The organism is Actinoplanes nipponensis, assembly GCF_016862275.1.
Lineage (GTDB): Bacteria > Actinomycetota > Actinomycetes > Mycobacteriales > Micromonosporaceae > Actinoplanes > Actinoplanes nipponensis.
The window spans coordinates 1-24323 of the sequence record NZ_BOMQ01000067.1 but is presented as its reverse complement, the minus strand read 5'-3'; the positions used below and the strand labels follow the sequence as shown (position 1 = coordinate 24323).

At 72.2% G+C, this 24323-nt stretch carries 19 protein-coding genes; 14 read left to right on the top strand and 5 right to left on the bottom strand.

Annotated elements, in window-relative coordinates; genetic code table 11:
* Positions 1-743: 743 nt before the first annotated feature.
* Positions 744-2165, top strand: coding sequence for a M1 family metallopeptidase (locus tag Ani05nite_RS29480; protein WP_203773781.1), 1422 nt, complete (start codon positions 744-746; stop codon positions 2163-2165).
* A 5-nt stretch (positions 2166-2170) separates the two neighbouring features.
* Here Ani05nite_RS29480 and Ani05nite_RS29475 read toward each other — a convergent pair whose 3' ends face one another.
* Positions 2171-3259, bottom strand: a complete 1089-nt coding sequence (locus tag Ani05nite_RS29475; protein ID WP_203773779.1) for an LCP family protein — start codon at positions 3257-3259, stop codon at positions 2171-2173.
* A gap of 156 nt (positions 3260-3415) precedes the next feature.
* Here Ani05nite_RS29475 and Ani05nite_RS29470 point away from each other — a divergent pair, with 156 nt between their 5' ends.
* The 3 genes from Ani05nite_RS29470 (at position 3416) to guaA (ending at position 8567) form a co-directional block, all read left to right on the top strand.
* Positions 3416-5179, top strand: a complete 1764-nt coding sequence (locus tag Ani05nite_RS29470; RefSeq protein WP_203773777.1) for a S8 family serine peptidase — start codon at positions 3416-3418, stop codon at positions 5177-5179.
* 110 nt (positions 5180-5289) lie between these two features.
* The gene (locus tag Ani05nite_RS29465) at positions 5290-6993 is read left to right on the top strand and encodes a S8 family serine peptidase (protein WP_203773775.1); all 1704 of its coding nucleotides are present in this window, start codon (positions 5290-5292) and stop codon (positions 6991-6993) included.
* Positions 6994-7013: 20 nt separating this feature from the next.
* Positions 7014-8567 carry a glutamine-hydrolyzing GMP synthase gene (guaA, locus tag Ani05nite_RS29460; protein ID WP_203773773.1) on the top strand — a complete coding sequence of 518 codons (1554 nt, stop codon included), beginning with the start codon at positions 7014-7016 and terminating at the stop codon, positions 8565-8567.
* Positions 8568-8571: 4 nt separating this feature from the next.
* Here guaA and Ani05nite_RS29455 read toward each other — a convergent pair whose 3' ends face one another.
* The gene (locus Ani05nite_RS29455; RefSeq protein WP_203773771.1) at positions 8572-8847 is read right to left on the bottom strand and encodes a PspC domain-containing protein; all 276 of its coding nucleotides are present in this window, start codon (positions 8845-8847) and stop codon (positions 8572-8574) included.
* Between the two features lie 228 nt (positions 8848-9075).
* On the opposite strand from Ani05nite_RS29455, the gene Ani05nite_RS29450 reads away from it, so the two are divergent.
* The 3 genes from Ani05nite_RS29450 to Ani05nite_RS29440 all read left to right on the top strand — a co-directional run bounded on the left by Ani05nite_RS29450 (position 9076) and on the right by Ani05nite_RS29440 (position 12171).
* Positions 9076-10023 carry an NUDIX hydrolase gene (locus Ani05nite_RS29450; protein ID WP_203773769.1) on the top strand — a complete coding sequence of 316 codons (948 nt, stop codon included), beginning with the start codon at positions 9076-9078 and terminating at the stop codon, positions 10021-10023.
* A gap of 5 nt (positions 10024-10028) precedes the next feature.
* On the top strand, positions 10029-10934 hold the full coding sequence (locus Ani05nite_RS29445; protein WP_203773767.1) for an NUDIX domain-containing protein: 906 nt from the start codon (positions 10029-10031) through the stop codon (positions 10932-10934).
* 256 nt (positions 10935-11190) lie between these two features.
* Positions 11191-12171, top strand: a complete 981-nt coding sequence (locus Ani05nite_RS29440; RefSeq protein ID WP_377882377.1) for a CDP-alcohol phosphatidyltransferase family protein — start codon at positions 11191-11193, stop codon at positions 12169-12171.
* A 68-nt stretch (positions 12172-12239) separates the two neighbouring features.
* On the opposite strand, the gene Ani05nite_RS29435 is transcribed toward Ani05nite_RS29440, so the two are convergent.
* The 3 genes from Ani05nite_RS29435 to Ani05nite_RS29425 all read right to left on the bottom strand — a co-directional run bounded on the left by Ani05nite_RS29435 (position 12240) and on the right by Ani05nite_RS29425 (position 15810).
* A complete protein-coding gene (locus Ani05nite_RS29435) occupies positions 12240-13484 on the bottom strand; it encodes a phosphatidylserine decarboxylase (protein WP_203773765.1) in 1245 nt (414 codons plus the stop codon).
* Between the two features lie 104 nt (positions 13485-13588).
* Positions 13589-14125 (bottom strand): phage holin family protein, encoded by a 537-nt coding sequence (locus Ani05nite_RS41460; RefSeq protein WP_239130738.1) that lies wholly within the window; start codon positions 14123-14125, stop codon positions 13589-13591.
* The gene (locus Ani05nite_RS29425) at positions 14122-15810 is read right to left on the bottom strand and encodes a PspC domain-containing protein (RefSeq protein ID WP_203773764.1); all 1689 of its coding nucleotides are present in this window, start codon (positions 15808-15810) and stop codon (positions 14122-14124) included. Before Ani05nite_RS29425 ends, Ani05nite_RS41460 begins: the two co-directional genes overlap by 4 nt.
* Before the next feature lie 209 nt (positions 15811-16019).
* Between Ani05nite_RS29425 and Ani05nite_RS29420 the strand changes: the two genes are divergently transcribed.
* The 7 genes from Ani05nite_RS29420 to Ani05nite_RS29390 all read left to right on the top strand — a co-directional run bounded on the left by Ani05nite_RS29420 (position 16020) and on the right by Ani05nite_RS29390 (position 23857).
* On the top strand, positions 16020-17246 hold the full coding sequence (locus Ani05nite_RS29420) for an ATP-binding protein (protein WP_203773763.1): 1227 nt from the start codon (positions 16020-16022) through the stop codon (positions 17244-17246).
* On the top strand, positions 17243-17908 hold the full coding sequence (locus Ani05nite_RS29415) for a response regulator (RefSeq protein ID WP_203773762.1): 666 nt from the start codon (positions 17243-17245) through the stop codon (positions 17906-17908). The genes Ani05nite_RS29420 and Ani05nite_RS29415 overlap by 4 nt, the downstream gene beginning before the upstream one ends.
* Before the next feature lie 269 nt (positions 17909-18177).
* On the top strand, positions 18178-19812 hold the full coding sequence (locus Ani05nite_RS29410) for a peptide ABC transporter substrate-binding protein (RefSeq protein ID WP_203773761.1): 1635 nt from the start codon (positions 18178-18180) through the stop codon (positions 19810-19812).
* A gap of 133 nt (positions 19813-19945) precedes the next feature.
* Positions 19946-20872 carry an ABC transporter permease gene (locus Ani05nite_RS29405; RefSeq protein WP_203773760.1) on the top strand — a complete coding sequence of 309 codons (927 nt, stop codon included), beginning with the start codon at positions 19946-19948 and terminating at the stop codon, positions 20870-20872.
* The gene (locus Ani05nite_RS29400) at positions 20865-21806 is read left to right on the top strand and encodes an ABC transporter permease (protein ID WP_203773759.1); all 942 of its coding nucleotides are present in this window, start codon (positions 20865-20867) and stop codon (positions 21804-21806) included. Before Ani05nite_RS29405 ends, Ani05nite_RS29400 begins: the two co-directional genes overlap by 8 nt.
* Before the next feature lie 7 nt (positions 21807-21813).
* Positions 21814-22848 carry an ABC transporter ATP-binding protein gene (locus tag Ani05nite_RS29395; protein ID WP_203773758.1) on the top strand — a complete coding sequence of 345 codons (1035 nt, stop codon included), beginning with the start codon at positions 21814-21816 and terminating at the stop codon, positions 22846-22848.
* Entirely contained in the window at positions 22841-23857 is a 1017-nt protein-coding gene (locus Ani05nite_RS29390) for an ABC transporter ATP-binding protein (protein ID WP_203773757.1), read from the top strand. The genes Ani05nite_RS29395 and Ani05nite_RS29390 overlap by 8 nt, the downstream gene beginning before the upstream one ends.
* The last annotated feature ends 466 nt before the right edge of the window (positions 23858-24323 follow it).

Sequence of the window (24323 nt, the reverse complement as noted above, 5' to 3'; positions counted from 1 at the left end):
TCCGTCTGCGCCGTGCCTCGCCTTGGTCCGTCTGCGCCGTGCCTCGCCTCGGCGCGCCTCAGCTCGGCCCGCCCGTTCCGTTTCATCCCGGCCTGGTCCGCCTCGGCTCAATCCGGTCGGCCTGGGTCAGGCCTGCCGCGGGCCAGGCCGCCTTCTCAGCTCTTGCGGAGACCTCTTTCCCGGCCGTTGTTCGCGAGCCTCCAACTCCTCACCGGGCCCGCCATACCTTCGGGTCCCTTCCGGCCGAATCTTGGAGCGCGCGGCCGGGGGAGATGGCCTGGACTCATCAAGATCCGCGTTGGCGTTGGCGTTGGCGTTGGCGTTGGCGTGGCGCGGGGTGGGCGCGGCGCGTGGGATGGGCGCGGTGCGGCGAGGGCTGGGCGCGGGGGCACGGCGCATGGGATGGGCACGGTGCGGTGGAGGCGGCTGGGCCCGGGGTGGGCATAGCGCGCGGGGTGGGTGCGGTGCGGTGAGGGCCGGGCGCGGCGTGGCGCGGGATGGGCACGGCGTGCGGGAAGGACGCGGGACGGCGCGCGGGTGGGCAGGGCGCGGCGTGGGGGGAGGCGCGCAGACCGAGTTCCGGCGTAGTCGCGCGGGCCGTGCGGCGTGGTCGCGGCCTGCACCCGATGGAACTCCAGCCCCGGGCAACACCAGCACGGCCCCCCGGGGACTTTCTCAAAGGACCAGACGCCTGCTTCCCACCCTTCAGTGGAGTTTCGGAGGGGCCACGTACCGTCGTGGGCATGCGAAGGACAGGTGCCGCTGTTGCCGTAGTGACGGCTCTGCTCGTAGCCGGCTGCAGCGGCCCCGACCGCGACGCCCCCGAGCCCACCCCCTCCCCGTCCGTCGCGCCGAGCTTTGCGCCCGGGGCCGCCGGTGCGGGGGACCCCTACTTCCCGACGTACGGCAACGGCGGGTACGACGTCGCCGGTTACGACCTCCAGGTCGCCTACACCCCCGCGTCGGGGCAGCTCGACGGGACCGCCACCATCACCGCCACCGCCACGCAGGACCTGTCCTCGTTCCACCTCGATCTCGCGCACCTGGTCGCCGGCCGGGTGACCGTCGACGGGCAGGCCGCCACCAGCCGGGCCGACGGCAATGAGCTGGTGGTGACGCCGGCCGCCGGGATCGTCAAGGGGCGCGCCTTCACCGTCGTCGTCGACTACGGCGGCAAGCCGCAGGTGCTCGCCAACGAGACGCTCGGGACCGGTGGGTGGCTGCGGACCAAGGACGGTGGGTTCGCGCTGGGGCAGCCGGAGTCGGCCAGCACCTGGTTCCCGGTCAACGATCATCCGTCGGACAAGGCGACTTTCGCGCTCGCCATGACCGTGCCGGAGGGGCTGGAGGTGATCAGCAACGGTCTGCCGGGGCAGCGGTCGACCGCCGCGGGCCGGACCACCTGGCGCTGGGCCGAGCGCAAGCCGCTGGCCAGTTACCTGGCGTTCGTGGTGATCGGGCAGTACCGGGTGCGGACCGGCACGCACGCCGGTAAGCCGATGATCATCGCGCTGCCCGAATCGTTGCCGGCGGACGGTGACGCCGCCCGGTCCGTGGGGCGCACCGGCGAGGTGGCGGACTTCCTGGCGACGCAGTTCGGGCCGTATCCGTTCGACTCGTACGGCGCGGTGGTGCTCGACGACGACCGGGTCGGCTACGCGCTGGAGACCCAGTCGCGCCCGGTGTACGGCAACACCTTCTTCGTGGGCCGGCCCAACGTCACGGTGATCGCCCACGAGCTGGCCCACCAGTGGTACGGCGACAGCGTCACGGTGGCCCGCTGGCAGGACATCTGGCTCAACGAGGGCTTCGCCACGTACGCGGAATGGCTCTGGCAGGAGCACACGGGTGAGCGGACCGTCCAGCAGTCCTTCGACCGGGTCTATTCCGGCTTCGACTGGTCGGTGCCGACCGGTGACCCCGGCCCGGACGGCATCTTCGGCGATGCCGTCTACCAGCGCGGCGCGATGGCCGTCCAGGCCCTGCGCCGCACGATCGGCGACCCGGCGTTCTTCGCCCTGCTCAAGTCGTGGGCGGCCGAGCACCGCGACGGCACCGTCCGGACCGAGGACTTCATCGCCGCCGCCGAGCGGGCGGCCGGTAAGGATCTCGGTGACTTCTTCGAGGCGTGGCTCTTCGGCAAGGTCAAGCCACCGCTGCCGTAGGGCTGCTACTTGTTGATCAGCTCCGGGTGCTTGGCGAGGTACGCCGCCGGGTCGCCCGCCGCCACCGCGCGCAGGTAGTCACGCCCCGGCGCCGTGAGCTGCTCGCCGATGTAGCCGCCGCCGCTGGAGACGGAGTCGCCCGGCAGGCCGACCAGGGTCAGGTCGCCGGGGGTGAGGGCGCGCAGCGCGTACGCGTACTCGATCGGGCTCCGCTCGCCGGAGAAGACCAGCGTGTCGCCGAGCGCGGTCAGCACCGACTGCAGCTTGGCCGGGTCGGTGGCCAGGCCGGCGTCGCCGGCCCGGGTGAGCAGCGCCTTGACGAGTTGGCGCTGGTGGCGCTGCCGGGTGTAGTCGCCGCCGGCGGTGTACCGCTGCCGGGCGTAGTCGAGCGCCTGCCAGCCGACCAGCTTGCGGGTGCCCGGCAGGTACGTGGCCTGCGGGCCGACGTAGCCGCCACCGCCGGGTCGCAGGGTGCGCAGGGTGCCGTCGGGGCGGCGGTGCTGGGAGACCACCTTCTGATCGATCTTGAGGGTGACGCCGCCGAGCGCGTCGGTGAGCCGGCTCAGCCCGCCGAAGGTGAGCACCGCCCCGGCGTCGAACTTCTTGATGCCGGTGTACCGCGAGATGGTCCGGGCGAGCAGCTCGTAGCCCTGCGCCACGTTCGCCTTGTCCGTGCCCCGGACCTTGGCCCCGTCGCTCATCGCCTCGGTGAGTTTGTGCCGGCCGCCGCCGTAGCCGTTCTTGGCGAACGCCGGCACGTCGACCCGGAGGTCGCGGGGGAGCGAGGTGAGGTAGCCCCGTTGCCGGTCGGCCTCGACGTGCAGCAGCATGATGGCGTCCGCGTGCGGCTGCCAGTCGGCGATGGTGATCCGGGTGTCGATGCCGACGATCAGCAGGTCGAGCGGGCCGGTGATGTCGGCGCCGGCGGGCGGCGCCGGGCTCTCGGACGGCGCGGCCGACGGCGCCGGGGCGGGCGCGGCGGTCCGGTCGGGCTCGTCGGTGCCGCCGCGCAGCGCGAAGGTGACCCCCGCGACCGCCAGCAGCAGCACCACCGCGGCGCCCGCGGCCGCCCAGAGGATCGTCTTGGTCCGCATGGTGGAACAGTAGGCGACCCCAGCCACGTGCTCAACGCGGTCAAGATCTCGCGTGGTGGAACAGGGCATGGAAATATCCAAGATCGGCCGTACGCTGACCGCCGCGATTGCCCGGACGGCGGTCGGACACGGGGAGGCACGTCCTAGATGAAGCACGTGACACGACGGGTGACCGTCGGCGCGCTGTCGGCCGCGGTGGTCGCGACGATGGTGGGTGCCACCACGTGGGCGCTCGCCGCCGAGTCCCCGGCCGAGGCGCCGGTGCGGCTGATCGTCGGCACCAAGACCGGCGCCGACAACGCGGCCCCGCTGCGCGCCGCCTCCACCATGGGCGCCCGGGCGCTCGACGCCGCCGGCCCGGCGCAGCAGGCGATGGCTTCGCTGCGGGCGCACACCGTCGAGGTCTCCGCGGCGCGCAGCGCGAAGGTCATCGCGGCGCTGCGCAGCGACCCGGCCGTGGCCTACGTCGAGGTCGACCGCGTGCGCCAGGCCTCCGAGGTGGCCCCGGACGACCCGATGTACACCCGCGGCCACCAGATCGAGCTGGACCAGGTGCGGCTGCCGGGCGCCTGGGAGACCACCACCGGCGAAGCGGTCAAGGTCGCCGTGCTCGACACCGGTGTGACGCCGGTGGGCGACCTGACCGGCGCCGTGGTCGCCGGCTGGAACTACGTCGGCAACACCGCCAACACGGCCGACGACTACGGCCACGGCACCACGGTCGCGTCGATCGTCGCCGCCCGCGGCAACAACAACGAGGGCATGTCCGGCGGGTGCTGGGGCTGCGTGATCATGCCGGTGAAGGTGCTGGACCGCAACGGCAACGGCTACGACAGCAACATCGCCAAGGGCGTCGTGTACGCCGCCGACAAGGGCGCCAGCATCATCAACATGTCGCTCGGCGGCACCGGCTACAGCAAGGCCCTCTCCGACGCGGTCGCGTACGCCAACCGCAAGGGCGTGCTGGTCGTCGCGGCCGCGGGCAACGCCGGCCGCACCACCAACCGCAACACCAAGATGTACCCGGCCGCGCTGACCGACGTGGTCGCCGTGGCCGCCACCGCCAAGGGCTCCGACGCGCGCGCCTCGTTCTCCAGCTACAACAAGCCCGGTGACACCTGGGTCGACATGGCCGCCCCGGGCGTCATCACCGGCATGGACCGCGCGGGCGTCTACCACACCGACCAGGAGGGCACCTCGTTCGCGGCGCCGATGGTCACCGGCGCCGCCGCCCTGATCAAGTCGGCGCACCCGGCGTACACCGGCTGGTCGCTGCAGCGCGCGCTTCTCCTCTCGGCCCGCAAGCCCTACAGCGACGGCTGGAACCGGTACGGCATGCTCGACGCCGAGAAGGCCCTGACGATCGACACCGACGTCACGCCGCCCACCATCACGGGCATGTCGCCGCGGGCGGGTTCGCTCAACCACGGCACGATCACCGTCACCCCGGCCGGCGTCGCGGACGGCGGATCGCGCGTCAACAAGGTCAACCTGTACGCCGACGGCGTCTACCAGTCGCAGGACTACACCGCGCCGTACTCGCTGACCTACAACAGCAGCAAGCGCAACGGCACCGTGAAGCTGCAGATCCGCGTCTACGACCGGGCCGGCAACCGCACCGACTTCGACCGGTCGATCGTGGTCGACAACGTCCTGCCCAAGGTGACGATCACCGGCGCGCCGAAGAACAAGGCGAAGGTCAAGGGCACCGTGCGGATCACCGCCACCGCCTCCGACGCCTCCGGGGTGCGCCGGGTCGAGCTGCTCATCAACGGCAAGGTGAAGTCGCAGCTCGCCAAGGCGCCGTACGCCTTCTCCTTCACCGCGAGCAAGCAGCCGACGCCGATGAAGGTCGAGATCCGGGCGATCGACAACGCCGGCAACAGCAAGACCGACACGGCGCGCACGTACACGCGCTGACCGTCGCAGTGCGGAGCCCTCGCCGGGCGCTCTCGGCGAGGGCTCTTCTGCTCCCGGATCGCACCTGAGCCGGTCCGACAGTCGGGGGTCCGCGTGCCGACCGTGGGGTCATGAATCTGCGTGCGCTGACCGTCGGTCTCCTGGTAGGTGGCATCGCCCTGGCCGGTGGTGGCCCGGCGTCGGCGTCCCCGGCCGAGGACGAGGCCGCGGTCTCGCTGATCGTGGGTCTGCGCGCCGCCACCGACGTGGTCGCCACCCTGGAGCGCAGCGTCGACGTGGTGGGCAGCGAGGCGCTCGCCGGCGCGGTCACCGTCGACGTGCCCGCCGGCCAGGTCGCCGAGGCGGCCGAGGCGTTGCGCGCGGATCCGGCGGTCGCGTACGTGGAACGCGACCGGATCGCCCGGATCGCCGCGGTGACCCCCGACGATCCGTTCTTCCGCCACCAGTGGGGCATCGGCAAGGCCGGCGTCGCCACCGCCTGGCAGACCACCCGCGGTTCGGCCGCGACCGTCGTGGCCGTGGTCGACACCGGCGTCACCGTGCTGCCCGACCTGGCCGGGCGGGTGCTGCCCGGCCGCGACTTCGTCAACAAGGACGCCAACGCCGCCGACGACCAGGGGCACGGCACGATGACCGCCGGTGTGATCGCGGCCCGCGGTGACAACGGCATCGGGATCGCCGGGATCTGCTGGACCTGCCAGATCCTGCCGGTGAAGGTGCTGGGGGCCAAGGGCTCCGGCTCGTACAGCGACATCGCGCAGGGCATCCGGTGGGCCGCCGACCAGGGCGCCGACATCATCAACCTGTCCCTGGGCGGCGCCGACGACAGCCAATTGCTGCGCGACGCGGTGGCCTACGCGAGCGGCAAGGGCGCGCTGGTGGTCGCCGCCGCCGGCAACGACGGCAGCTCGGCGCCGCACTACCCCGCCGCCATCCCGGCCGTGCTGGCCGTGGGCGCCTCCACCGTCACCGACAGCCGCTACTCCTGGTCCAACTACGGCCGCAGCTGGGTCGACATCGCGGCGCCGGGGTGCAACCCGGCCCAGGGGCGCGACGGCGCCGTCGCGATGTTCTGCGGCACGTCCTCGGCCACCCCGTTCGTCTCCGGTGTCGCCGCGCTGCTCGCCTCGACCGCGCCCACCCCGACCGCGGCGGTGCTGCGGACGGCGCTGACCACCTCGGCGCACGGCATCGCCGGCACCTGGGTGCCGACGTCGTCGGGCCGCATCGACGCCCCGGCCGCCCTGGCCTCGCTGCCGGTCACCGACGACGAGGTCCCGCCGGTCACGTCGTTCCTCTCGCCCGGCGGCAACACGCTGGTGCACGGCACGGTCACCGTCGCGGCGGCGGCGACCGACGACATCGGCGTGGCCAAGGTGCAGCTGCTGGCCGACGGCGTCGTGGTCGGCACCGACCGGGTCGCGCCGTACCGCTTCTCCTGGCCGACCGGGTGGCGGCGCAAGGGCGTCACGCTCGGGCTGCGGACGTACGACCGCGGCGGCAACGTGACCAGCGCCACCCGCCGCGTCATGGTCGACAACTGGGGCCCGGCGGTGCAGATCACCGGCGGTCCGGCCGACGGCGCCCGGCGGGTCCGCAAGACCCGCTACGTCACCGCGACGGCCACCGACGGCAGCGGCGTGAGCCGGCTGGAGCTGCTGGTCGACGGCAAGGTCACCGAGCGGTACGCCGGCAGCGCGCACCGGTTCGCGGTCCAGACCTGGAAGCACGGCGCGTCCCTGACCGTGCGGGTGCGCGCCTACGACAAGGCCGGCAACGTGCGGTACGCCCCGGCCCGGAAGTGGTACCGCTGACGCCGGTAAACTCGCCGTCCATGAGCACACCCCGCCCGGTCCTCGTCGTCGACTTCGGCGCCCAGTACGCCCAGCTGATCGCCCGCCGGGTCCGCGAGGCGCGGGTCTATTCGGAGATCGTGCCGCACTCGATGCCGGTCGCGGAGATGCTCGCCAAGGACCCGGCGGCCATCATCCTGTCCGGCGGACCGTCCAGTGTGTACGCCCCGGGCGCGCCGGTGCTGGACGCCGCCCTGTTCGACAACGACGTGCCGGTCTTCGGCATCTGCTACGGCTTCCAGGCGATGGCGCAGGCGCTGGGCGGCACGGTGGCGCACACCGGTTCGCGCGAGTACGGCCGTACCCTGCTTTCTCCGCTCTCCGAGGCCGGCACCCTGCTCCGTGAGCTTCCCGCCGGCCTGCCGGTGTGGATGTCGCACGGCGACTCGGTCACCGAGGCCCCGGCCGGTTTCGCCGTCACCGCCTCCTCGGCGGGCGCGCCCGTGGCCGCGTTCGAGAGCCTGGCCACCCGGCGGGCCGGCGTGCAGTTCCACCCCGAGGTGGCGCACACCGAGCAGGGCCAGGAGATGCTCAAGCGCTTCCTGTACGACATCGCCGGCATCGAGCCGGCCTGGACCTCGTCGAACATCATCACCGACCAGGTCGCCGCGATCCGCGCCCAGGTCGGCGACAAGCAGGTCATCTGCGGGCTGAGCGGCGGCGTCGACTCGGCGGTGGCCGCGGCGCTGGTGCACAAGGCCGTCGGCGACCAGCTCACCTGCATCTTCGTCGACCACGGCCTGCTGCGCGCGGGCGAGGCCGAGCAGGTCGAGAAGGACTACGTCGCGGCGACCGGCATCCGGCTCAAGGTGGTCGACGCGGCCGACCAGTTCCTCGGGCACCTGGCCGGGGTCACCGACCCGGAGCAGAAGCGGAAGATCATCGGCCGCGAGTTCATCCGGACCTTCGAGGCGGCGGCCCGCGAGCTCGACGCCGAGCGGCACATCGAGTTCCTGGTCCAGGGCACGCTCTACCCGGACGTGGTGGAGTCCGGCGGCGGCACCGGCACGGCCAACATCAAGTCGCACCACAACGTCGGCGGCCTGCCCGACGATCTCCAGTTCGCCCTGATCGAGCCGCTGCGGACGCTGTTCAAGGACGAGGTGCGCGCGCTCGGCGCCGAGCTGGGCCTGCCCGAGGAGATGGTGCAGCGGCACCCGTTCCCGGGCCCCGGGCTGGCCATCCGGATCATCGGCGCGGTCGACCCGCACCGCCTGGAGGTGCTCCGCGCGGCCGACCTCATCGCCCGCGAGGAGCTGACCGCGGCCGGCCTGGACCGCGGCGTGTGGCAGTTCCCGGTGGTGCTGCTGGCCGACGTGCGCAGCGTGGGCGTGCAGGGCGACGGCCGCACCTACGGCCACCCGGTGGTGCTGCGCCCGGTCTCCAGCGAGGACGCCATGACGGCGGACTGGTCGCGGCTGCCGTACGACGTCATCGCGAAGATCTCCACCCGGATCACCAACGAGGTGCCGGAGGTCAACCGGGTGGTGCTCGACGTGACCAGCAAGCCCCCGGGCACCATCGAGTGGGAGTAGCCGGTCAGGGCGCGGTCGGCGGCTGACCCCAGCTGGGGTCGGCCGGGTCGCGCCAGGGCGGCGCCGGCGGGGCCGGCTCCTCGGGCATGAGGAACCAGGCGATCGGGTACGCCAGCACCGCCGCGCCCCAGGTCAGGGCGGCGAGCACGACGAAGCCCACCCGGACGAGCACGGGGTCGACGGCGAGGTAGCGGCCGATTCCGCTGCAGACGCCGGCCAGGATGCGGTCGTCGAGCGGGCGGCGGAGCTGCTTGTACGGGGTGACGGTCGGTGTGGTCATGCTCCGAGGATGCGCCGCGGCGGCACCTGGCCGCCTCGGTGACTGCCCCGATTCCGACCCTGATTCGGGCGACCCGGATGGGTGATTCGCGGGTATTGCTGTGCGTTACTGCCCGCCTGCGCTCGGTGTGCAGAACCGCCCTGAACAGCGATTACTGTGGGCTATCGTCCTGTCAGGAATCCGACAGTCGTTGCCCGGAGGTAACATAAACCGGGCAAGATGCCGCCCGTGACCCCCGCACTGGAGCCGCTCCGCAGGATTGCGGCATACGCCGTCGCGACCGATCCCCAAGGCCGCGTCCTCCTCGTCCGTGCCTCGACCCGCTCCGGCACCCCCGGCGTCTGGTCGCTGCCCGGCGGCGCCGTCGATCACGGCGAGGACCCCAACCACACCGTCGTCCGCGAGACCGCCGCCGAGACGGGCCTGTCCGTCGCCGTCGCCGGCCTGCGCGACGTGCTCGCCGACATGCGGTCGCTGCCGCACCGCGGCGTCACGATCCACACCGACCGGCTGATCTACGAGGTGACGATCCGCGGGGGCAACCTCTACGACCGCGTCGGCCAGCCCACCGACCTGGCCCGCTGGCACACCCTGGCCGAGGCCGAGAAGCTGCGCCTGAGGCCCTTCACGGCCGCCGCGCTGGGCCTCTCCGCCGCCTCGGCCGACCTGCGGCCCGAGGAAGCTCCCGACTTCCCCTCCTTCTACGCCGTACCGGGCCCGGACGGGCTGCACCGCGCCCAGCGCTTCGCGGCGTACGCGATCGCCACCGACCCGCAGGACCGGCTGCTGCTCACCCGGATCGCCCCCGGCTACCCCGGCGCCGGCCGCTGGCACCTGCCCGGCGGCGGCACCGACTACGGCGAGCAGCCCGGCACCGCGCTGATCCGCGAGCTCGTCGAGGAGACCGGGCAGGAGGGCCGCCTGGTCGAGCTGCTCGGCGTGGCGAGCCACCGGGACGCGGCCTCGCTGGGCCCGGAGGGCTACCCGATCGACTGGCACGGCGTCCGCGCGTTCTACCGGGTCGTCGTCGACGCCCCCACCGAGGTCATCGTCGGTGACGTCGGCGGATCGACCGACGCCGCCTGCTGGATGGCCCTCAAGGAGGTCGCCCAGCTTCCCCCGGAGCAGCTGACCGAGGTGACGGCCGAGGCGCTGCGGGCGGCCCGGCTAGCCTGAGGACCGTGAAGGTCAGACGAATCGGCGCGTACGGCCTGTGCCGGGACACCACCGGCCGGGTCCTGCTCGCCCGCAACTCCCACCTGTCGGCGTTCCCCGGGCAGTGGACCCTGCCGGGCGGCGGCGTCGAGCAGGGCGAGCACCCCGACGAAACGGTCGTCCGGGAGTTCGCCGAGGAGACGGGCCTGACGGTACGCGTGACGGGCCTCCGTTCCGTGACGGCCGACGTGTTCCGGCTGCCGACGACGGATACGTGGGAACACACCGATCGGATCATCTACGACGTGGAGCCGGTGGGCGGCCGGCTGCGCAACGAGGCCGAGGGCACCACCGACCTGGTCGACTGGGTGGACCCGGCCAGCCTGCCGCTGATGCCTTTCACCGCCGTCGTGCTCGGCCGGCCGGGCCGCCCCTCGGACGTGCCGGCCGATCCGGCCGAGGAGGTCGCCCGGACCCCCGGCCGGGGCCAGCGCTTCGGGGCGTACGGGCTGGCCACCGACCCGGCCGGGCGGATCCTGCTGACCCGGATCGCCGAGGGCTACCCGGGCGCCGGCCTGTGGCACCTGCCCGGCGGCGGCACCGACCACGGCGAGGAGCCGGAGGCGGCGCTGGCCCGGGAGATCACCGAGGAGACCGGGCAGCGCGGACGGGTGACCGGCCTGATCGGCGCCTCGCACCGGCACGACCCGGCCGCGCTGGGCCCGGAGGGCGAGCCGATCGACTGGCACGTGGTGCGGGTGCTGTTCCGGGTGCTGGTCGACGAGCCGACCGAACCGGCCGTCGTCGAGGCGGCCGGCGGCTCCACGGCCGCCGCGGCCTGGTTCCCTTCCGACACGGTGGGTGAGCTGCCGCTGACAGAGGTCACCCGGGAGGCGGTCGCCCTGCTGGACGCCGAAAAAGCTCATCCGTGATCGGCCTGGGGGGCCTCGGTTAGAATCGTCACAGGGCCAGGCAGTGAGCGTGCCTCCCTCGCCCGTCGGAGGATGAAAACTCCACAGGACGACGTTGCACAAGTGGTCGATGCGGTCCGCGAGGTCTATCGCCAAGTCCGCCCGGCTATGCGATTGTGTAACCCGCCCAAATGACTGTCCGTAGACGTACGGGCGCAGGGCAGCACCCCGTGTCGGCTCAAGCCGGCGGGCACCCGACCCCCAGATGGAGGAGCACGTGCCGAGAACCCCTTGGCGCCGGCGTCGTACGACGGATAGTCCCCGTCCCGCCGGACGTCGTTGGGCAGGCCGGCTGCGCCGTGGCGGCACCCTCGCCCGGCAGGCCCTGTTGGTGCGCGTGGGACGCAGGTCCGGCGACGCCGGGCGGGCCGCCACCGCCACCCGGGCCGAGGTGATCTACACCGGCACGGAGATCGTCCCGTCGCCGTTCGGCCGCGGCCGTACGGTCGCCACCTCCGGCAGCCACGGCCCCACGGTCGTCGCCCCGCCGGTCCTGGTCGAGGCCGACTCCGCCTCGCTGCTGCCCGGCGCGCACACCCTGCGCCGCCGGGTCAGCTTCGCCCTCGTCAACGCCTGCACCCTGGCCAGCCTCGGCCTGGGCCTGATGGCGATCTTCCTGGCCATGCAGGGTGACGTCCGGATCGCGGCCGTCTGCCTGGTGGCCTGCGTCGGCTTCGACGGGCTCGACGGCGCCCTGGCCCGCAAGCTGGGCGTTTCCAGCCCGTTCGGCGCGCAGATGGACTCGCTGGCCGACATGTGCTCGTTCGGCCTGGCCGCGCCGGTCGTGGTCTACGCCGCGCTCGCCCACACGGTGCCGACCGCCTTCGCGGCTGTCGCCTGCATCCTGGTGGCCGGCTGCGCCGCGATCCGGCTGGCCCGGTTCAACGTCTCGCCCAAGGACGGCAAGTTCTTCTCCGGCGTGCCGACCACCCTGGTCGCCGCGGTGCTGGCGCTGACCGTGCTGATCGACCTGCCGCTGCCCGGGTTCGCGGTGCTCGGCGGGGTGGCGCTGCTGGCGTTCGCCATGGTCTCCAGCTTCCCGTACGCGAAGCTGGCCCGCCTGGTGAAGCTGCCGCCGTGGCTGTGGCTGCTGCCGATCGTGGGCGCGTTCGTGGACCCGCGGCTGACGTTCGTCCTGCTCGTGGGGGCGTACCTGATGAGCGGCCCGCTGATGTGGATGCGCGCGAAGCGGGTCTGATCCGACCGCACGCACGAGAAAGGGCCGGCCCGCGAGGGCCGGCCCTTTCTCCTTGGTCTTCCAGGGGCCTACTTCCAGCGCGCGATGACCGAGCTGGCCCCGATGACCTTGTCACCCACGGCGACGACCGCCTCGGCCCGGTCGGCCGGCAGGTAGACGTCCGTGCGGGAGCCGAAGCGGATCAGGCCCATCCGCTCGCCCCGGGCCACCAGCGTGCCCACCGGGGTCCGCTGCACGATCCGGCGGGCGATCAGGCCGGTCCGCTGGGCCACCACGACGGTGCCGTGGTCGGTGTCCAGCACCGTGTACGCCGCCACGTTGTGCTCGGCCGCGGCGGTCATGGCGTTGGCGTAGCCGCCGTCGACCACGAAGTAGTCGGTCACCCGGCCGGCCACCGGCACCCGGTTGACGTGCACGTCCAGCACCGACAGGAACACCGCGACGCGCAGGAACTCACCCGCGCCGAGCCGCTCGTCGGTGATCCGCTCCACCGACAGCACCCGGCCGTCGCTGGCCGCCACGATCGCGTTCGCCTCGGTGGGGACGTCGCGCTCCGGGTCCCGGAAGAACGCGGCCACCGGGGCCGCCGCCAGGGCCGGGAGCAGCCACAGCTTCGACTTCGGCCGCAGCGTGCGGGCGAGCCCGGCCAGGCCCAGCGCGATGCCGGCCGCGGCGACCCCGTTGGAGTCGATGTGCATGCTGCGGGTGACCGGCACGCTCGACGGCCGGTACGCGGGCGCCAGCGTCGCGGCCACCTTCGTGTCGGCCGGGCTGAAGCGCAGCTTGTGCACGCGCAGCGGCGGCTGGTTGCGGGTCACCAGGTCGGTGCCGACCCCGAACAGGGCGCTCTGCCGGAACAGCTCGGCGGCGGCGCCCCCGGTGCGCCCGGGGACGGCCGGGGTGGCCACCGCGACGACGGCGCCCTCGGTCAGGTACTTGGCCAGGCTCTCCAGGACCGCGCGGGCCTCGTCGGCGGTGCCGGTCAGCGGCTCGCCCAGGATGACCACGTCGGCCGGGTCGGCCTCGGCGAGTGTGTCGACGATCCGGACCCGGTCGGCGATCCAGCTGCCCAGGCCGGTGATGTGGTCCCGGAGCAGCTCGGCGGTGCTGCGCTCGCCGGGGACCAGGGTCAGGGTGTCGCCGGGCAGCAGCGCCTCGATGGCCGCGGCGACCACGGCCGACGCGTGGTCGGCGCCGATCACCAGGGCGGTCGTGGCGGCGTTGTGACGGGCGAACTCGGCGGTGAGGGCGCGCGCGGCGCGCGGCCCGACGCCGGTCACGGGTGCGGTGGACACGGCGGGAAACGGCGTCATGGCGGTGCGGGCTCCTCGCGCTGTCGGATTTCCTCTGCTCGAAGAGCATATTGCGCCGGTCGCGGGCCTCACCCGTTGGTGTGGCCCGCGACCGGCGCGAGGTCTCAGCGGCTCGGGGGTTCGCCGCCTCCGGCGCCGCCGGGGGGCTGGTCCCGGTGTTCGTCCCGGCCCGGGTCCACCCGGGTCACCTCGGTGGTCGGCTCGTCCTCGGCCGCCGCCGCGGCGGGCCGCGGGAAGGAGATCGTCGGCTCCCCGCCGGCTCCGGCGGGCGGCGCCGAGGCCGGCGCGGCGGGCGGGGGCTCCGGGACCGGGTGCTTCAGGTACGCCGGGTGCAGGTCGACCCGGTCCGCCGGGTTGTCCAGCAGCTCCCGGACGATGTCCGCGTGCATCTCCGGCGGGAGGTCGCCCGGCGTCTCCACCTGGGCCTCGGCCTGCACCGGGGCAGGCACCTCGGTACGCCGGCCGGAGCGGATCGCCCCGAGCAGCCCGACCGCGCCGAACAGGATCAGCCCGCCCGCCACCAGCCAGCCCGCGGGGGGCAGCTGGACCCGCACGACGTGTGCGATCGCCCACCAGGCGGCGACCAGCAGGAAGATCAGTCCGAAACTCAGCGAGATGCCGTCGGTACGGTGCGGCCTCATCGGGTCACCTCCAGGTCACCGGTGTTGAGCTCGACGGTCAGGCGCAGCGAGCCGCCGCCGGCGCCGTCCGGCCCCAGGTCGGTGATCTCCTGCGAGCCGAGGTCCTGGCCGTCCCATTCGCGGCCGAAGACCCGGGCGCGGCCGCCGTCCATGCGCACCGCCGTGGTGGTGTCGACGTTGTCCGGCAGCAGGATCTTCAGCTGGCCGACCTTCATCGCCACGGTGGTGGCCTGCTCCTTGCCGCTGAAGTCGACGGCGCGCAGGTCCAGGGTGGCCGTGCCGATGGTGAAGTCGTAGCGGTCGGCGACCGCGGTGATGGACTGCGGCCGGTACGAGCTGGTGCCCAGCTCGCCGCCCCAGGTCTCGGCGCCGCTGGAGATGGCCAGGCCGAGGCAGGCCAGCAGGGCGAGGGCGATGAGGCCGCGGGCCCGGCCGAACCAGGCGCCGACGACCAGGCCGAGGCCGATCGTGGTCAGCGCGGCGGCGAAGTAGGCCGACACCGAGACGTCCACGCCGGAGAGGTCGATCAGGGCCAGCACGCCCATGACCACGACGATCATGAAGAAGGTGATCCGGCCGAGCTTGGAGCGTTCCCGCCGCTGCTTCGGCGGTCGCGGCGGGCGGGGCGGGGCCGGCGGGGGCGGGGGCGGCTGGCTGACGCCCTGGGCCCACGGACCGTGCGGGGCGAAGGGCGGGCGGTAGCCACTGGTCGGCGGCCCGAACTCGGGTGGCCGGGGCGGCAGGTAGGCGGTGCTGGGCGGCACGTAAGCCCCCTGGGTGTAGTCGGGCGGGGTGGGCGGCAGCGGCGCGGTCACCGGTTCGCCGGCCGGTGCGGCCGGGGCCGGGAACGGGCGGGATTCCTCCGCCGGGGCCGGCGCGGCCTGGGCGGCCTCGGCGGGCGCCGCCGGGGTGGCGGCCGGCGGAAACGGGGCCGTGGCGCCGGCCGTGGCGGCGGACCAGGCGCCCGCCGGTGGCGCACCGGGGCCGGTCCCGGGGGCGGCTCCCGGCGGGTAGCCGGCGCCGGCGGCGTTGGCCCGGCTGCCCCGCTTGAGCAGCAGGCCGCCGCAGACCAGGACCGCCGCCGCCAGCAGCGTGGCGCGGAAGCCGTCCCGGACGATGAACGCGAAGGTCAGCGCGGCCGCGCCGCCGAGCAGCACGATGGACAGCGGGGCGGTCGCCGAGCGGCCCCGGCCGAGCAGGGATTCCAGCGGGGAGGCGGTGTCGCCCTCGGCCGGGATCAGCAGCCAGCCGACCAGGTAGATCAGCACGCCGACGCCGCCGAAGAAGCCGAGCACGGCGAGCAGCACCCGCCAGAGCACCGGGTCGGTGTTGGTGGCGCTGCCGATCGCGCCGGAGACGCCGGCGATGTACCGGCCGCGGGTGGGCCGGATCAGCCGTTCCCGCACGAAGGTGGGGCCGGTGTCGGGGGCGCCGAACCACGGCGGCGGCTCCGCTCCCGGGGGCGGGACCGCTCCGGGGGGCGGGACTGCTCCGGGGGGCGGGACTGCGCCGGGCGGCGGCGGGTCGGCCGCCGGCGGGGCGCCCTCGACCGGGGGCTCGTAGGCCGGGGGCGGGTCGGCCGCCGCCGTGGGCTCGGCCGGCGCCGGGGGCGGGACGGCGGAAGGTGCCGGAGCGTCCTGCGACGACCCGGCAGTTTCGCGGGACTGGGCAGCTTCGTCGGTCATGGCTTCGATACTGGCGGTCCGGCCACCCGAGCCGCCTCAGGCGCCGACCCTGACGCCACCCTGAGATCGGGGGGCGCCGCTCATGGGGGAGTTTCCCCGTGGCCCGCGACCCCCGGGCCGTGTGACGATCGAACAGGCCGCGGCGCACGCCGCGCCCGACCCGAGGAGGAGCGATCACCGCCACCGCAGCACCCCCGACACCGCGCCGGTTGTACCGGCCGCGCGACCACCGGGTCATCGCCGGTGTCGCGTCCGGTCTGGCGCGCCATCTGGGCCTCCCGGTGACCGCGGTACGCATCGCCCTCGTCGTGCTGCTCGGCTTCAACGGCCTGGGCCTGCTGCTCTACGCGGTCTTCTGGGCGGTGCTGCCGCAACAGCAGTCCAGCGGCGAGCGCACCCGCCGCGACCTGACGCTGCTGCTCCCGTTCGGGGCCATCGGCCTCGGCGTCATCCTGCTGCAGGGCCTGCTCTTCGGGGACAACGGCGTGGCCGGCACGGCGGGCTGGCTCATCGCGGTCACCGCGGTGGGCGCCGGCGTGATCTGGCACCAGTCCGACCCGACCCGCCGGGGCCAGTGGGCGGACGCGACGCCGCAGGCCCCCTGGCTCGCCGCGGTGGTCGCGGAGAGTGACCGCCGCTCGTTCATCTTCCGCTTCATCGGCGGCGGCGTCCTGGTCGCGACCGGCGTGATCGGCATCCTGGCCGTGTACGCCCCGGCCGGCAACCTGAGCGCCGTCTTCAACGGGGTGATCTTCGCGCTGGTCGGCCTGCTCGGGGTCGGCGTGGTGGTCGCGCCGCTGCTCTGGCGCACCTTCAGCCAGCTCCGCTCCGAGCGTGAGGGCCGCATCCGCGAGCAGGAACGCGCCGAGGTGGCGGCCATGATCCACGATCAGGTGCTGCACACGCTGGCGCTGATCCAGCGCAACTCCGCGGACATCAAGGAGGTCCAGCGGCTGGCCCGCGGCCAGGAGCGCAGCCTGCGCAACTGGCTCTACAAACCGAGCGCGTCGCCGACCGAGCGGTTCGCCGCGGCGCTCGAGCAGGCCGCCGCGGAGGTCGAGGACACGTACGCCATCTCGGTCGAGACGGTGGTGGTGGGGGACACGCAGTGTGACGAATCGGTTGCCGCTCTGGTCGCCGCCGCCCGCGAGGCGCTGGTCAACGCGGCCCGCCACGCCGGGGTGCAGACCGTGTCGCTGTACGCCGAGGTGGAGGCCGAGGAGTTGAGTGTCTTCGTCCGCGACCGCGGCGCCGGGTTCGAGCCGGCGACGGTGGAGGATACGAGGCACGGCGTACGCGGGTCGATCATCGGGCGGATGCGGCGGCACGGCGGGCAGGCCGAGATCCGCAGCGCCCCCGGGGACGGCACCGAGGTACGCCTGACGCTGCCGGTTTCCCGGGAGAGCGTCACCGCCGGAAAGGAGACAGCACGATGACCGAGCCTGTAGCCGAGGAGAGCCGGCGGCTGACCGTCTTCCTCGTGGACGACCACGCCATGTTCCGCGCCGGCGTCCGGGCCGAGCTCGGCGCCCACGTCGAGGTGGTGGGGGAGGCCAGCACGGTGGCCGAGGCGGTCACCCGGATCGCCGCGACGATGCCCGACGTGGTGCTGCTCGACGTGCACATGCCCGACGGTGGGGGGCGGGCGGTGCTGGACGCGATGCGGCGTACCCATCCGCAGGTGAAATTCCTGGCGCTGTCGGTGTCCGACGCCGCGGAGGACGTGATCGGCCTGATCCGGGCCGGGGCCCGCGGGTACGTGACCAAGACGATCTCCCCGGACGAGCTGGCCGCGGCGATCCGCCGGGTGGCCGACGGCGACGCGGTGTTCAGCCCGCGGCTGGCCGGCTTCGTGCTGGACGCGTTCGCGTCGCGGCCCGACGTCCCGGTGGCCGACCCCGAGCTGGACCAGCTCACCAACCGCGAGCGCGAGGTGCTGCGGCTGCTGGCCCGGGGGTACGCCTACAAGGAGATCGCCAAAGAGCTGTTCATCTCGATCAAGACGGTGGAGACGCACGTGTCGAACGTGTTGCGCAAGCTGCAGATGTCCAACCGGTACGAGCTGTCGAGGTGGGCGGCCGATCGTCGGCTCGTCTAGCGCCCCTCGTCCGTCCGGTAGGGACGATATGTCTCATCGAGCATCAAACCGGACAATGGGCCTACGGAAAGTTATCGGGCGGCTACCGCCGACCCTGAGCCCCTGGTCAGGGCCCTGTTCCTGACCGAAAGGACGATCTTTCAGGAGCGGCGGCGGCGTATCGGCCTAATATCGGCTTGATAACGGCGCCGCCAGAGGCTAGGTGCACTGTGCGAAGGTGTCCTCTACTCACACAACCCCTCGTGAGCGCCCTTGAAGGAGTAACTCCCATGCTCGGGAATCGCCCATGGAAGATGGCGGTCGGCGCGACCGCCATCGCCTTGTTGGCCGCAGGTTGCTCGGGAGGTGGGTCGGAGGACACCGACGCCACGTCCAAGAGCATCGTGATCGGCATCGGGGAGCCGCAGCACCTCATCCCGTCGAACACGACGGAGACCAGCGGTGCGGCCGTGCTCGCCTCCCTGTTCTACCCGCTCATCGATTTCGATGAGAAGAGCCAGCCCGTCGAGGTCGGCGCCGAGTCGGTCACCTCGGATGACAACAAGGTCTGGACCGTGAAGCTGAAGCCGGGCTTCACCTTCAGCAACGGCGAGCCCGTCGTCTCGGACAACTTCATCGACGCCTGGAACTACGGCGCGTACGGGCCCAACGCCCAGGGCGCGTCCTACTTCTACGAGCGCATCGAGGGCTACGCCGACCTGCAGTCGGTCGACCCGGACGGCGAGGACGGCCCGAAGAAGGCCCCCGAGCCCAAGGCCAAGACGCTGACCGGCCTCAAGAAGGTCGACGACTCCACCTTCACGGTGACCCTGTCGACGCCCTTCGCCGGCTGGAAGTCCGTGATGGGCTACACCGCGTTCCTCCCGCTGCCGAAGGCCGCCTTCTCCGCCCCGGGCACCATCGCCGAGGGCTTCGAGGACGCGATGGTCGGCAACGGCCCCTTCAAGATGAAGGGCAAGTGGGAGCACGACTCGCAGATCGTGGTCGAGAAGGTCGCGGACTTCAAGGGCACGGCGCCGAAGATCGACGGCGTGACCTGGAAGATCTACCAGGACCAGAAGGCGGAGTACGCGGACCTCACCGCGGGCAACGTCGACGTCCAGACCACCATCCCGATCGAGAGCCTGGCCGCCGCGCCGGGCGACCTGGGTGACCGCTTCCAGAAGAGCCCGAGCTCCTCGTTCGCGTTCGTCGGCTTCCCGACGTTCCAGAAGGAGTTCGCCAAGAAGGAGGTCCGGCAGGCCCTCTCCATGGCGGTCAACCGCCAGGAGATGACCGACCAGATCTTCCTCGGCTCGCAGACCCCGGCGACCTCGTTCGTGTCCCCGGCCGTGGCCGGCTACCGCGAGAACACCTGCGGTGACAACTGCAAGTACGACCCGGCGAAGGCCAAGCAGCTGTACGACGCCAACGGCGGCCCGAAGAAGATCCAGGTCACGTACAACGCCGACGGTGGCCACAAGGCCTGGGTCGACGCCATGTGCAACCAGATCAACAAGTCCCTCGGCATCGAGTGCACCGGCGTGGGCGAGCCCAAGTTCGCCGACCTGCTCACCAAGGTCGAGAAGAAGGAGCCGGTCGGCCTCATCCGTCTCGGCTGGGTCATGGACTACCCGCTGATGGAGAACTACCTCGGCCCGCTGTACGGCACCGGCGGTTCCTCCAACTACTACGGGTACAGCAACCCGGCGTTCGACAACCTGGTCAAGGAGGGCTCCGCGGCTCCGACGACCGACGCGGCGATCGCCAAGTGGCAGGCGGCCGAGGACATCCTCGCCGACGACATGCCCGTGATCCCGCTGCGGTTCGGCCAGAACGTCTTCGGCCACTCCGAGAAGGTCAAGAACGTCCACGTCGACATCTTCACGAAGGTCGACCTGTACAAGATCGAAATCAACAGCTGATCTAGCCGTTAGTGCAGTGGTGGCGCCGCGGATTGTGTGCAACCGTGGCGCCACCGCTGTGTATCCCCCTACTTTCAGTCGCCGCGCCCACGACGCCCGGCGGCGCATCTTCCGCGGAAGAGGCTAAATCCGTATGTTCCGCTATATCGTGCGGCGCCTACTCCAGATGATCCTGACCTTCTTCGGGGCCACGTTCATCGTGTACGCGCTGGTGTTCGCCAACCAGGACGACCCCCTCCAGGCCTTGGCGGGCGAACGACCCATCACCGCGAGCGTGCGTCAGGCTCTCACCGAGCGCTACCACCTCGACGAGCCCTTCCTGAAGCAGTACTGGTACTACATGAAGGGCCTGCTCAGCGGCGACTTCGGCACCTCGCTGACCGGCCGCAAGATCAGCGACATGATGACGCAGGCCTGGCCCGTCACCATCAAGCTCGCGCTGATCGCCATGGTCATCGCCGCCACCGTCGCGGTCACCGCCGGCGTCATCTCCGGCATCCGCCGGGGCAGCATGTTCGACAACACGACGCTGGTGGTCACGCTGGTCATCCTGTCGCTGCCGATCGTGGTGCTCGCCCCGCTGGCCCAGCTGATCTTCGGCATCAAGCTCGGCTGGTTCCCGCCGACCGCGGGCGCCCATCCGGACTTCCACGCCCTGCTGTTGCCCGCCCTGGTGCTGGGCAGCCTGGTGATCGCGACCGAGCTCCGGGTCACCCGCTCGTCCGTCGCCGAGAACCTGCGCTCGGACTACGTTCGCACGGCCCGCGCGAAAGGTCTGTCCCGCAAGCGGGTGATCGGCGTGCACGTGCTGCGCAACTCCCTCATCCCCGTGGTCACCCTCATCGGCGTCGACATCGGCGGCCTGATGTCCGGTGCCATCGTCACCGAGGGCGTGTTCAACATCCCCGGTGTCGGGTTCAACCTGTTCCGCGGCATCCGTACCGAGGACGGCCCGCTGGTGGTCGGTTTCGTCAGCATCCTGGTCATCGTCTTCCTGGTCGTGAACCTTCTGGTCGACCTGCTGTACGCCGCCCTCGACCCGAGGATCCGTTATGAGTGATCTCGAAGCAGTAGCCGCCGCGGCGGGACCGGGCGGTGCACCCCCCACCGAGGCGCGGCACGCCGACAAGCGCGACAAGCCCCGCAGCCTCGCCGGCGACGCGTGGATCGACCTGCGCCGCAACAAGATCTTCTGGATCGCCTCCATCCTGGTCGTGGTCATCATCCTGATGGCGCTCTTCCCGACGCTGTTCACCTCGGCGAACCCGCGGGACTGCGCGCTCAGCCGCCAGCACGCCCCGGCCAGCGGCTCGGCGTTCTTCGGCTACGACTTCCAGGGCTGCGACGTGTACGCCAAGACCATCTACGGCGCCCGCGCGTCGATCGAGGTCGGCGTGCTCGCCACCCTGCTGTCCGGAGTCATCGGCCTGCTCTTCGGCCTCGGCGCCGGCTACTTCGGCGGCTGGACCGACGCGATCCTGTCGCGCTTCATCGACATCGTGCTCGGCATCCCGTTCCTGCTCGCCGCGATCGTGCTGGCCAAGCGCCTCTCGGCCGACGCGAGCAGCAACGGCATCGTGGCGGTCACCGTCACCCTGGGCGTGCTGGGCTGGACCACGGCGGCGCGCATCATGCGCTCCTCGGTGATCTCGTCGAAGAACCAGGACTACGTGGCGGCGGCGCGGATGCTCGGCGCCGGCCCCGGCCGGCTGATGCTGCGGCACATCCTGCCCAACTCGATCGCGTCCTTCATCGTGGTGCTGACGATCCTGCTCGGCACCAACATCGCCAGCGAGGCGACGCTGTCGTTCCTCGGCATCGGTCTGAAGGGCAACGCCATCTCCTGGGGCATCGCGATCGCCGAGGCGGGCTCGTACGTGCGGACCGCCCCCGGCCCCCTGATCTGGCCGTCGATCTTCCTCGCGGCCACGGTGCTGGCCTTCATCATGCTGGGCGACGCGGTACGCGACGCCTTCGACCCGAAGCTGCGGTGAGGCAGAGATGACCGATATTCAGGCGCAGATCGACGTCCTGCCCGGCCTCGATCCGCGAGCCCCGCTGCTCGAGGTCACCGACCTGCACGTGGAGTTCCGCACCCAGTACGGCATATCCCGCGCGGTCAACGGCGCCAACTTCATGCTCCAGCCCGGCGAGACCCTGGCCATCCTGGGCGAGTCCGGCTGCGGCAAGTCCGTGACCGCGCAGGCGATCATGGGCATCCTGGACAGCCCGCCCGGCTTCATCACCAAGGGCGAGGTCAAGTACCGCGGCATCGACCTGCTGAAGCTGCCGGAGAACGAGCGGCGCAAGGTCCGGGCCAACCAGATCGCGATGATCTTCCAGGACGCCCTGTCGGCGCTGAACCCGGTGTTCACCGTCGGCTACCAGCTCTCCGAGCTGTTCCGGATGCACAAGGGGATGTCGCGGGCCGACGCCAAGCGGCGCTCCATCGAGCTGCTCGACCAGGTCAAGATCCCGGCCGCCCGGGCCCGGATCGGCGACTACCCGCACCAGTTCTCCGGCGGCATGCGCCAGCGCGTCATGATCGCCATGGCGCTGGCGCTCGACCCCGAGGTGCTGATCGCCGACGAGCCCACCACGGCGCTCGACGTGACCGTGCAGGCGCAGATCATGGGCCTGCTGGCCGAGCTGCAGCAGCAGCGCAACATGGGCCTCATCCTGATCACGCACGACATGGGCGTGGTCGCCGACGTCGCGGACCGCATCTCGGTGATGTACGCGGGCAAGGTCGTCGAGGAGGCGCCGGTCTACGACATCTACGCACGCCCGGCCCACCCGTACGCCAAGGCCCTGCTCGAGTCGATCCCCCGGCTCGACATGAAGGGCCAGCAGCTCAACGTCATCAAGGGCCTGCCGCCGGCGCTGACGTCCATCCCGCAGGGCTGCGCATTCAACCCGCGCTGCGCCTACGCCCGGGACGTCTGCCGGCAGGACCCGCCGCCACCGGCGTACATCGTCGCGCCGGGCCGCACGGCCCGCTGCCACTTCTGGAGGGAGGTCGTCGGGGATGAGTGACCGCAACGACGTCGTGCTCGAGACCAAGGGCCTCGTCAAGCACTTCCCGATCACCCAGGGCATCGTCTTCAAGTCGAAGGTCGGCGCCGTCCGCGCAGTCGACGGCGTGGACATCCAGCTGCGCCGCGGCGAAACCCTCGGCGTGGTCGGCGAGTCCGGCTGCGGCAAGTCGACGCTGGCCAAACTGCTGGTGGCCCTGGAGAAGCCCACCGCGGGCGAGATCAACGTCCGCGGCGAGAACATGGTCACCCTCAAGGGCAGCGCCCTGCGCCGGGCCCGCCGCAACATCCAGATGGTGCTGCAGGACCCGTACACGTCGCTGAACCCGCGCATGACGGTCGGCGACATCATCGGCGAGCCGTTCGAGATCCACCCCGAGGTCACGCCCCGCAAGGGCCGGGCCCGGGCGGTGCAGGACCTGCTCGACACGGTCGGGCTCAACCCCGACCACGTCAACCGCTACCCGCACCAGTTCTCGGGCGGCCAGCGCCAGCGCATCGGCATCGCCCGCGCCCTGGCCCTGCGGCCGGAGATCATCGTCTGCGACGAGCCGGTCTCCGCGCTCGACGTGTCCATCCAGGCGCAGGTCATCAACCTGCTGGAGGGCCTGCAGAACGAGTTCGGCCTGTCGTACATCTTCATCGCCCACGACCTGTCCGTGGTCCGGCACATCTCGGACCGGGTCGCGGTCATGTACCTGGGCAAAATCGTGGAGATCGGCAACGACGAGCAGATCTACGAGCAGCCGACGCACCCGTACACCCAGGCGCTGCTGTCCGCAGTGCCGGTGCCGGACCCGCGGCTGCGCGGCCTGCGCGACCAGATCGTCCTGGAAGGCGACGTGCCGTCGCCGGCCAACCCGCCGTCGGGCTGCCGGTTCCGCACCCGCTGCTGGAAGGCCCAGCCGGTCTGCGCGGAGCAGGAGCCGCTGCTCCAGATCCGCGAGCGTTCCCCGCACCCGAGCGCCTGCCACTTCGCCGAGCCGCGGGACGTGGTTCACGCGGTTTAGCGCTTGTTTGGAGGAGGGGGTCCGTCGGTTTTTCGGCGGGCCCCTTCTTCGTTGGCGTGGATGCGGCTTTTGCGGGGGTGGGGTATTTCCGGGTGGGCGGTCGGGCTTGATTCCTGCGTCGGGCATCTGCGCTCCCGAGCGCCTTTGGTGTGGTCCGGACGTGGCTGTACTGCGCGCGGCGGGGTCCTTGGGTGGCTGTCGACGCTCTTGACGCCACTACTGCCGACTGGGTCGGCACGCGCTGCCCGCCCGGCTCGGTCCCGCCCGGCTCGGCCCGGGCCGGTCTCGTCTCGCTCTGTCCTGCCCGGCCCGTCCTGCCCGGCCCGTCCTGGCCGCCCTGCCCGGCCCGCCCTGGCCGCCCTGCCCGGCCCTCACTGCCCGGCTGGCCCCCTGCCCTGCTCTGCCCGGCCTGCCCTTGCCGGCCCGCCTTGCCGGCCTGCCCTTGCCGGCCCGCCTTGCCGGCCCG